A 9,540-nucleotide genomic window follows, 5' to 3' on the forward strand; every position below is an offset into this window, starting at 1 on the left:
AAGCTAATAAAAAATAAGGAGATCTTTATGGGAACTAAAGCATATGAAGAGGGCTTTAAATCATGTCTTTATTCCGATTATGTAAATCCATATCCTGAGGATTCTTCAGAGTTTGATGACTATGAACGTGGTCGTACACAAAAACTTAAGCGTAGTGGGTCAAATAGTAGCTTTTCTGGTGGTTTCAATCCGTGGGAACCAGAATTAGAACCAGTCAGGGACGTTGAGTTCAAACCGAAGAAATCATCGTTAGAACCACAAAAACCAAATCCATATGCGCAAGCAAAGGGAAAGTAGGGCGCTTCAAGTACGCTTATAACAAACAATTTAAGAGGGATTCACAACGCTTGGCATTTTTGCTTCTACTTCAATTTTAGTGGTTACGGTACAATGCTTTAGGTTTGGGTGGTAGCGTTGCTCACCCCTTAATTGGGCGTTATACGAACATTAATCGTGATTTTTTAAAGGAAATATAAATGAAGTTAAAATTGACTGTAGAGCAAGAAAAATTAGAGGAAATGTTATTGAACTCAATAGATACTGCTTTCCTTAAGATTACAAAATCTCAAACTAAAGCTAGCATCAAAGAAAAGTTAAAGACTTTATCAGTGCAAGAGCGCAGAGAGTTATTTTGGGATTCTGTGTCAGTCGCTAGTGACTATCCCCCATCGTTAAAACAGGATACAAATTTCGTTGATCATTGTATCGAAAAGTACTTCCAAAGTTTGTAATGATTTTCGTATAACAAACTGTTTAAGAGTGATTCGCAACGCGTGGCATTTTTACTATGCGTTGCGTTTAGTGTTTAAGGTGGTATGCGGCGGCATCGGTATTGCGTTGCTCACACCTTAACAGGGCGTTATACGAACTCGCAAAATTTAACATGGAGAGTAAATTGAAAGATTATGAAGTTTATCTGTTCGATATGGACGGAACGTTAGTAAATTCAGAGCCATTAAAGGGTAAAGCTCTAGCATTGGCTTGTGCAGATTACGGTGCTCAAGTTGATCACAACATATATAAAGACGTTATGGGTGAAAGTTGGCAGGTTGTGACTGGTCACTTTTTTACTCATGCGGGGATTTCACCAGATCTAGCTGAGTTTAATCGTTATTTTCGAGCTCACTACGAACTGATGTTAAACGACGAACTTGAGTTGAATGCAGGAGCTAAAGCGTATATTGAACACCTGAAAAAAGCAGGGAAAAAATGTGGTGTTGTCAGCTCGGCAGCAACATGGATGGTTGAAAATATCTTGACTTCATTGCAGTTAGAAACAGCTTTTGATCTTGTTATCACTCAAGAGCATGTAACCAAGCATAAACCTGATCCTGAAGCTTATAATCTTGCACTCGCAAATTTAGATGTATCACCTGAACATACAATAGTGTTCGAAGATTCAACAGCAGGCATTAGCGCAGGTAAATCTAGTGGTTGTGACGTTATTGCCGTTAAACATGAGTTTAATGGAAAAAATGACTTAAGTGGCGCATTAAGATCCATCAGTGTGTACGATGAAATGTTCGTATAACAAAGCATTTAAGAGTGATTCTCAACGCTTGGCATTTTCAGTTCAAAGTTGGGTTTCGTGTTTACGGTGCAATGGATTAGGTATGGTGGCAGCGTTGCTCACACCTTAATGCGGCGTTAGCTTTCAATTAAGAATAGAGATAGAAAATGAATAAACAACAGTCAGTTTCAAGAATTCATGTTAGGTATAAACGGTTTCAGAAAGAACAACGAGATATTTGGGAATCATTTTGTCTCATAGATTTTTATGCACCTAAGATAAAGGATGCAATAAAAGATGATGTTTTTCCTCAATTAACTTTTGATCGTATCTGGAATGATACGCCGAAAGTAGTAAAGAAAGACGATATTTATGGAGCATTACACTCGCTTTCTATAAAAGGAAATTATCGTCGAACATTACTTGAGGCAGTATTAACTTTCGAAGACTACATTACGGATGTTATTCAAGGTGTATACCTTGATATTCCACATAAATTAGCCGCTTCGGGTAAAGATGACTCTACATCAAACACACAAAAAATCATTAAACTAATCTTGGATTCTGAAGACAAGTCTGAAATCGTAGAAAGGTTAGTTGAAGAAAAGATTAGAGGAATATTTTATGGCAACCCTTTGGATGTGTTTGAGTCTGATAAAGCCAAGTTGGAGCTAGGTGATTACTTTAAATCAAATCACCAAGACGAAATGAAAATAATAAAAAAGGCTATAGCGATAAGAAATATAGTCGCTCACAATAATGGAAAAATTGACCGAAAGTACATAAGGGAAGCAGACAAAAATGCTTCACTAGGCACTAAGGTAGTAATTGAGCGAGAGTTTTTAAAAGATGTTGTATATGCTTTATCTTTGGTTGCAGCTCATACAGCGAGACTTGTAGTTGAAAAAATATATAAAGAAACTCCTTCAGGAAAACTAGGTCAAGCGATTAAAGCTTTCAACCGTAAAAGCTAACAAACTGTTTAAGAGTGATTCGCAACGCATGGCATTTTCACTATGCGTTGGTTTTAGTGTTTAAGGTGGTTGCGGAAGCTTCGGTATTGCATTGCTCACACCTTAACAGGGCGTTATGCGATACGGCTTACTAAAAGGAGTTGAAGTGAAGTTTATAGAATTAGATGTTAAGAATGCTTTGATATTTCATGGCTATGATTCTGAGAATAAACCAATTGAAGAACGTACCATGGAAGAATCATTTATGCGGAAACTGATTTGTGTTGATCGGATTCGTTCAATTACTGAACAATATTTATTGGTCACTGGCCCTGATGGGCGGGAAATGTATTGGGAATATAAAGGGACACTCGATGAAGTTAAGGTAAAACTTCAAAGCGTCAATGTTTCAATCGCATAACAAACTGTTCAAGAGGGATTCGCAACGCGTGGCATTTTCACTATGCGTTGGTTTTAGTGTTTAAGGTGGTTTGCGGCGGTTTCAGTATTGCGTTGCTCACCCCTTAACAGAGCGTTATGTTTTCGGAGGAAATTGGCAACATGAGTATCGAACTCAGAAGTATTAATCAGGGTAATTTCTACGAGATCTGCCAGTTGCAAGTCGCTGAAAATCAGTTAACTCACGTTGATAGTAATGCTATTTCACTGGCGGAAGCTAACTTTATGGAGTTTCCTTGGTTTCGGGGAATCTATGCCGAAGATAGGCCTGTAGGTTTTATATTGGTAAACGCAGACACCTCCACAGGAAAATTTTCCCTTTGGCGACTGATGCTAGATCAGACCCAACAATCGAAAGGCTATGGTCGTAAAGCAATCGACTTACTGAGTGAAGAATTGCTTAACGAGTTTGGTGTATCAACCTTATATACCAGCGTTGTGGATAGCGCTGATAGCCCCAAGGGTTTCTACTTAAATTGTGGTTTTGTACCTACAGGCAACTTGGTCGCAGGTCGTGAAATAGAGTTAAGCAGAACTCTTGAGCCCCAAACATAACAAGCAATTTAAGAGGGATTCACAACGCTTGGCATTTTTGCTTCTACTTCAAATTTAGTGTTTATAGCACAATGCTTTAGGTTTGGGTGGTAGCGTTGTTCACCCCTTAATTGGGCGTTAGAGCTCACGCAGTCCTAAATATCAGCATCATTAAAGGAATGAAATGCAAAAACTTGTAAAACATACACTTTACCTTTTCCTATGTATTACTGGTCTAACGGCTGCTATGACGTTAGCAGGCATTGGTTATGCTTGGTTTTTCTCGGAAGCGAAAGAACTCCCCCATTTGGAGTGGTTAATAGGGTCTGTGATTATAGAGGTAGTCGCTGTAATCCTTATGCTCGCAAAGAAAGGTTTGAAATATCTTCCAGATACACAAACCGATAAGGAGCCAAAAGACACTCTCAAGTTTATGGAGAGTTTTATTTCTACGGGCACTAGTGCAACTGTTGTGAGTAACCGAGTGTCATGGTTGGCAGGTGACGACAAACTTATATCAATTCTTCAATCAAAGATTGAAAAAGGTACTCGCATTGAAATTATCACTCCAAATGAAGTTCCAGAGGTACTTAGAGAAAAGTTGAATGGTGCATCTTTTATTGTCACAAGAGAAAATGTGTCACCTGAAGCTAGATTTACCTTAGTGAATGGAGATCGCAGCGGCGCTGAAAAGCTCGCCATTGCTCGTGGAGTTCATCCAGACCACGAGATCACAATCTTTGACAACAATTCTGGTCCCCAAATAATAGCGATGGCGAAAGACATAATTAGAAAATCCAAGGAGTTGACTAATGCCGCATAGGTGGTGCAATTCGGCGCAAATACGTCGAGAGCAAATTGAGTCAGGTGCAGACTTAACATTTAACGAGGTTTTTAAGCCGCTTTTAGTTCGTCGAATTAAGAGCCTTTCACCTAGCAATGTTCTGGAAGTCGGCGCTGGAACTGGTCATCTTTCCAAAGAATTATCTGAATTAGGTTTTTCTGTCACAGCAATAGAGCCTTCTACTGGAATGTATGGAGTTGCAAAAGACGTCTTGTCTTTAACCGATGTTAGATTATTGAATTGCACTTCACTCGAATTAGAGAAAAACGAGCTTTATGAGGCTGCATTCTCCCATCTTGTTGCACACGTTGTTGATGACCTTAATGAGTTCTTTGAATCAATCGGACGGCACCTGAAAGCCACGGGTCATTTCATTTTTTCAATCCCTCACCCCTGTTTTTATAATGAATATAAGGGTTTTTTCGGAGATGAATATAGTTATATGACCTCCATGACCAAGAATGTGTCATTTACTATCACTAAAGATTCAAAAAATACGATTAGTGGAGTGCCGTACCATCACAGACCGCTGTCAGAGTACATCAATAAACTGGTTGAATCTGGTTTCACTATTGATGGCTTTGACGAAACCTATCCAGAAGAAAATATACAATTAAAATATGGAGCCAAATGGGAGTCGCCACGATACTGTGTGTTTACCTGTAGAAAGCTCTAACAAAGCGTTTAAGACGGACTCCCAACGCTTGGCATTTCTGGTTTGCTTCGGCTTTAGTGTTTACGGCACAATACTTTAAGTGCAGTGGTCTGCGTTGCTCACCACTTAACGCGGCGTTAGCAATCAAGGAGAAAATGGAGTTGAGTGGTTATCAATCGAATTTGGAAAATCAGTTAAACATGCTTGATGAGACTTGGGCTTCATTAATAAGTAATGGAGTCACAAACGAAACAGAGTTAGTTCTAGAATTTAGCTACTTATGTCCAAATAAAGCGTCAGCCATTCAACTGAACGATGCTCTTGGAAACTATGAATCACTGATCAGAAGTGAGGGGTTTATTAACCGCTCATGGTTTGTTGAAGGATATTCTCACCCGACAACAGTAACCAAAGATATCCTTGTTCAATGGTTAGACTTTATGGTTGCAAAAGGTTGGGAGTTTCAATGTATCTTTGATGGCTTTGGGGCTTCGTTTAGTTAAATTGCTAACAAACTGTTCAAGAGGGATTCGCAACGCGTGGCATTTTCACCATGCGTTGGTTTTAGTGTTTTAGGTGGTATGCGGCAGCTTTTGTATTGCGTTGCTCACCCCTTAACAGGGCGTTATGTAGCTAGGAGGAAATGTTTAATTGAGCAGTAGTTACACAGTTTCATTTGCTTGTTTAGAGTGTTGCAAGTCTTTTAAGCGTGACAGCGAATTATCCAAGGGTATTCCCAATGAGTTACCTTGCCCAAATTGCGGTAATGTTTCATACAATCTTGGACGCCATTTTAAAGCACCTAAACAATCAGACAAAAAGCAATGGGATAAGATCAGGTTTTTAGTATCACATGGCTTTCGGTTTCAAAAGATAAGACCACACAGAGATAATAATGACTCCGTCCCTTATCCGATTGACTTGGCTGAAGCTCGAGAATTTGTTGAACGCTATAAAGAGTTTTCGTTAAACATTGGGGACGCGACATAACAAAGCATTTAAGAGGGATTCACAACGCTTGGCGGTTTCGGTTTGAATCGGCTTTAGTGTCTACAGCACAATGGTTTAGGTTGGGTGGTAGCGTTGTTCACCCCTTAATGCGGCGTTAAGCATCTGGAGAATAATATGCAGTACATAGCACCAAAATTTGGTCAAAAATCCTTTCACTGTCCTCTTTGTGGGACTTTCTCACATGTGACTTGGGAAAGGCTGAGTGATGAGAAGAACTATGTCACCGATATAGTAAAAGCATCATGCTCATGTTGTGAAAAAGCATCTATTTGGCGAGGAACAAGCTTCAGTGGCTTCTCTGTGTCAGATGGGGTGATGGTTTACCCTGATGTATCATTAGCCCCGCAACCTGAGTTGGATATGCCTGATGATGTAAAAATTGATTATTTAGAGGCTGCTAGCATTTTTTCTCGCTCGCCTAGGGCTGCAGCCGCACTTCTTCGACTTGGACTTCAAAAATTATGTAAACATTTAGGTGAGGCTGGCGAAAATATTAATAAAGACATCCGAAGCTTAGCTGAAAAAAATGTAATTCCTCCCCTCGTCGTAAAGGTGGCAGATACAGTTAGAATTGCAGGGAACAATGCGGTCCATCCTGGTGAGATGAGTGAGGACGATTTTGATCAGGTCGCATCCAAGATGTTTGAACTACTAAATTTCATAGTTAAAAAAGGTATCTCAGAGCCTAGGGAGTTAGCAGCTTTATATGAATTAACTCCAGAAGGTCCTAGAAAAAGTGCAGAAGAGACCGATCGAAGAGCCAGAGAGAAAAATGCTTAACAAACTGTTTAAGAGTGATTCGCAACGCGTGGCATTTTCACTATGCGTTGCGTGTAGTGTTTAAGATGGTATGCGGCGGCATCAGTATTGCGTTGCTCACACCTTAACAGGGCGTTATGTTTAATCACGTAAAATCAGTTGGTTGCATCTTTTTTTTGCTTTCTCGGCTTTCTAATTTTGGTCTTATCGGCAAGTTGACTTCAGTGGTCTCTGTTTTCTGGACTCCAATTCGTGGGCGCTAAAAATTCAGAGAGTTGCCTCATTAAAATGTGGTGTTTGGGTGAGGTGAGTGCAGCTTGTTCAGTTTCAACGTTAGAGCTTCAGCTTTCGTTTCTCACGTAAAGACTCAATGTAAATTCAATCAATTTTATGAGTTAATTCAGTTTTTTAGCCTATGGTTTTGGTGTGCAAAGGTAAGTAGAGTTAAGCTCTTGGTATCGTAAAACTTAACCCTTTGAGTCTTAAACATAACAAGGCGTTTAAGAGGGATTCATGCCGCGTGGCATTTTTGGCATGCGATGAGTTTTGTGGTGAAAGTGGTCTGCGAAAAGTTGGTTTAGGCGGCACTCACCCCTTAACGCAGCGTTATGTTTAATCATGTAAAATCAGTAGCTTGGTTTTTTCTTTGCTCCATAAGTCATTCTGCTTTTGTTCTTTTCGGCAAGTTGGCATTGCTGGACGCTGTTTTCTGGACATTTATTCTTTGGCGCTAGAAATTCGGAGAGTTGCCTCATTGAGTTTCTGAGTAAGTTAGAAGTCAGGAAATTTAGCTCAGTTTCAACGCGACAGCTTTTTCGTTTTCTGTATTCAAGATTCAAGTTCAACCTGCTCTAATTTATGAGTCAATTCCGTTTTCTAGCTTCTAGTTTTTGTTTGTAAGACTAAGTCGGGTTAAGCTTCTGTACAGTTGAACGTAAGGTATTGAAGTTTAAACATAACAAACAGTTCAAGAGGGATTCAGCACGCGTGGCATTTTTGCTATGCTGTTGAAGTGCAATGCGGAGGCTTGGTCATTGCGTGCCTCACCCCTTAACTGGGCGTTATGTGCTTTTGCCTAGAAACTAGGAAATTCACTATGATTAAGTTACGTCAAAGTGGAAAGGTGTTCAGTATGGATAGTTTCGAGTCAAAAGGTGAGTTGTTACGAAATCACGCCAAAGGTTTAGTTGTTGAGTTTATGCAAAGTCATCCCGACTGCTCCCCAAACAGCCTTGGAATGAAGCAGGCAGAGATTTTTAGGCGTTGTGGTCTTGGCTGGGGAGAGCAGCGTAAAGCAACTCCATCGAACCAACAATATTGGCTAGTCGCTTTGTTACGACAACTTGAGCAAGAAGGTGTAGTTGTTCAGGTGGTAGAGTCTGGACCTTGGAGACTCTGCTAACTCAAAGAGTACGCACATAACAAGCAATTTAAGAGGGATTCACAACGCTTGGCATTTTTGCTTCTACTTCAAATTTAGTGTTTATGACACAATGCTTTAGGTTTGGGTGGAGGCGTTGTTCACCCCTTAATTGGGCGTTATGTGTTTGACCTCATATTATCAAATACTTTGCTCTATACTGTACTCATTAAATAAAAGATTATGGGGGCAGTATGAGGGTTGTGTTGGTCTTAATATCTTGTCTTTTTTCGACTTCTTTGCTTGCAAAGAGCCAGTTAGAACCTGGTGATACTTTACTGTGTGAAAGAATAGAAATTAAAATCCTGCCAGGGGAAACATCGAAATCAGCGATTCTTTTGGAACTGCTATCGCCGAGGCTTATTTCCGTATGCAATGCTGGCGATAACTCAATTTATCAATCAGAATTGACGGTACAATGGGAGTTTGCAGGAAGTGATAAAAGTCGCGTTCTTGGCGACGGTAAATGTATTCCGGTGACAGAGTCCAAATATCTTAAGTATAGTGTTGTAAAACCTGCTAATGCACTAGGAAAGCACTCTTATAAAAATATTAATTGGTGCCTTGAGAAAAAATCTAAGTAGTCGTATTGATAGTACTCAAAAAACACATAACAAAGCATTTAAGAGGGATTCACAACGCTTGGCAGTTTTGGTTTGAAATTAGCTTAAGTGTTTACAGCATAATGGTTTAGTTTGGGTGGAATGCGTTGTTCACCCCTTAATGCGGCGTTAAATTCACTAACTATAGTATTTTAAAATGCTGTTCTATATAATCTGCTCAGAATTAAATATGAGTAAGGTTTTATATGGAAAACACAAGTACTAAGCAAGTAATTACCGCGCCAGTGGCATCAATCATTGTTACTTTGACAATATGTTTGACCGTGCTGTTTGCATTGGGATCTTTCAAGGCATCAAATTTAGATTATGCGACAGTTAACTTTGATGGTGGTTATAAAAAATTGGAGTCATCAGTGAGCAACGTAGCTTTTCAGATGTTGAGGTCAAGTTTAATGACAAAGTGTTATGGTCAGGCTCATTAGATTACGTTGCTGGTGAAATTGCCAATAGCATAGCATCTGAAAAGGAACCTCAGAATATCACATGGAAAGAAGGTGTTACCTTAAGCGGGACAGCTGGTGTTTCATGGGATGGAAGTGAAAGCTCGTTTAAGCTAACGACGGAAACAATCGATTTAGTATCAACTAAGGAAGTTCCATTGTTAGTTCAAGATGTTATTACACAACTACGCACGTTGGACAGAAAGGTAAAAGACGAGAACGATATTAGTGCAAAGCAAGCATTAACTTTTTCAGAAGCTCCTAGCGCTTCATTTACTTTGACGAAGTTTCTTGCAGCATTAAGAAACATGTAAGCCGTTAATTTAACAAAG

12 protein-coding genes are annotated in these 9,540 nt (G+C 39.6%); all 12 read left to right on the forward strand.

The window, feature by feature from the left end:
* Positions 1-297, forward strand: a 297-nt coding sequence (locus VPR01S_RS21725; RefSeq protein WP_245580807.1) for a hypothetical protein, incomplete at its 5' end; no start/stop codon positions are given.
* A gap of 179 nt (positions 298-476) precedes the next feature.
* Entirely contained in the window at positions 477-731 is a 255-nt protein-coding gene (locus tag VPR01S_RS22805; protein ID WP_021707509.1) for a hypothetical protein, read from the forward strand.
* Between the two features lie 152 nt (positions 732-883).
* On the forward strand, positions 884-1,531 hold the full coding sequence (locus VPR01S_RS21735) for an HAD family hydrolase (protein ID WP_040903342.1): 648 nt from the start codon (positions 884-886) through the stop codon (positions 1,529-1,531).
* Between the two features lie 146 nt (positions 1,532-1,677).
* Positions 1,678-2,484, forward strand: coding sequence for a hypothetical protein (locus VPR01S_RS21740; protein WP_021707511.1), 807 nt, complete (start codon positions 1,678-1,680; stop codon positions 2,482-2,484).
* Positions 2,485-2,629: 145 nt separating this feature from the next.
* Positions 2,630-2,884 carry a hypothetical protein gene (locus tag VPR01S_RS21745; RefSeq protein ID WP_021707512.1) on the forward strand — a complete coding sequence of 85 codons (255 nt, stop codon included), beginning with the start codon at positions 2,630-2,632 and terminating at the stop codon, positions 2,882-2,884.
* A 140-nt stretch (positions 2,885-3,024) separates the two neighbouring features.
* The gene (locus tag VPR01S_RS21750) at positions 3,025-3,477 is read left to right on the forward strand and encodes a GNAT family N-acetyltransferase (protein ID WP_040903345.1); all 453 of its coding nucleotides are present in this window, start codon (positions 3,025-3,027) and stop codon (positions 3,475-3,477) included.
* Between the two features lie 163 nt (positions 3,478-3,640).
* Complete coding sequence (locus VPR01S_RS21755; protein WP_021707514.1) at positions 3,641-4,279, forward strand: hypothetical protein; 639 nt, start codon at positions 3,641-3,643, stop codon at positions 4,277-4,279.
* A complete protein-coding gene (locus VPR01S_RS21760; protein ID WP_021707515.1) occupies positions 4,269-4,976 on the forward strand; it encodes a class I SAM-dependent methyltransferase in 708 nt (235 codons plus the stop codon). The genes VPR01S_RS21755 and VPR01S_RS21760 overlap by 11 nt, the downstream gene beginning before the upstream one ends.
* Before the next feature lie 134 nt (positions 4,977-5,110).
* Entirely contained in the window at positions 5,111-5,458 is a 348-nt protein-coding gene (locus VPR01S_RS21765; protein WP_021707516.1) for a hypothetical protein, read from the forward strand.
* Between the two features lie 622 nt (positions 5,459-6,080).
* Complete coding sequence (locus tag VPR01S_RS21770; protein WP_021707518.1) at positions 6,081-6,746, forward strand: DUF4145 domain-containing protein; 666 nt, start codon at positions 6,081-6,083, stop codon at positions 6,744-6,746.
* Positions 6,747-7,821: 1,075 nt separating this feature from the next.
* A complete protein-coding gene (locus tag VPR01S_RS21775; protein ID WP_021707519.1) occupies positions 7,822-8,127 on the forward strand; it encodes a hypothetical protein in 306 nt (101 codons plus the stop codon).
* A 1,041-nt stretch (positions 8,128-9,168) separates the two neighbouring features.
* A complete protein-coding gene (locus tag VPR01S_RS23120) occupies positions 9,169-9,522 on the forward strand; it encodes a hypothetical protein (protein WP_021707522.1) in 354 nt (117 codons plus the stop codon).
* The last annotated feature ends 18 nt before the right edge of the window (positions 9,523-9,540 follow it).

The organism is Vibrio proteolyticus NBRC 13287 (assembly GCF_000467125.1).
Classification (GTDB): Bacteria; Pseudomonadota; Gammaproteobacteria; order Enterobacterales; family Vibrionaceae; genus Vibrio; species Vibrio proteolyticus.

Bases quoted from the DNA above. Each gene is read 5' to 3' on its own strand.
- VPR01S_RS21750 (WP_040903345.1), top strand. From the start codon at position 3,025: ATGAGTATCGAACTCAGAAGTATTAATCAGGGTAATTTCTACGAGATC.
- VPR01S_RS21765 (WP_021707516.1), top strand. From the start codon at position 5,111: ATGGAGTTGAGTGGTTATCAATCGAATTTGGAAAATCAGTTAAACATG.
- VPR01S_RS21755 (WP_021707514.1), top strand. From the start codon at position 3,641: ATGCAAAAACTTGTAAAACATACACTTTACCTTTTCCTATGTATTACT.
- VPR01S_RS21740 (WP_021707511.1), top strand. From the start codon at position 1,678: ATGAATAAACAACAGTCAGTTTCAAGAATTCATGTTAGGTATAAACGG.
- VPR01S_RS21775 (WP_021707519.1), top strand. From the start codon at position 7,822: ATGATTAAGTTACGTCAAAGTGGAAAGGTGTTCAGTATGGATAGTTTC.
- VPR01S_RS21770 (WP_021707518.1), top strand. From the start codon at position 6,081: ATGCAGTACATAGCACCAAAATTTGGTCAAAAATCCTTTCACTGTCCT.
- VPR01S_RS21735 (WP_040903342.1), top strand. From the start codon at position 884: ATGGAGAGTAAATTGAAAGATTATGAAGTTTATCTGTTCGATATGGAC.
- VPR01S_RS21760 (WP_021707515.1), top strand. From the start codon at position 4,269: ATGCCGCATAGGTGGTGCAATTCGGCGCAAATACGTCGAGAGCAAATT.
- VPR01S_RS22805 (WP_021707509.1), top strand. From the start codon at position 477: ATGAAGTTAAAATTGACTGTAGAGCAAGAAAAATTAGAGGAAATGTTA.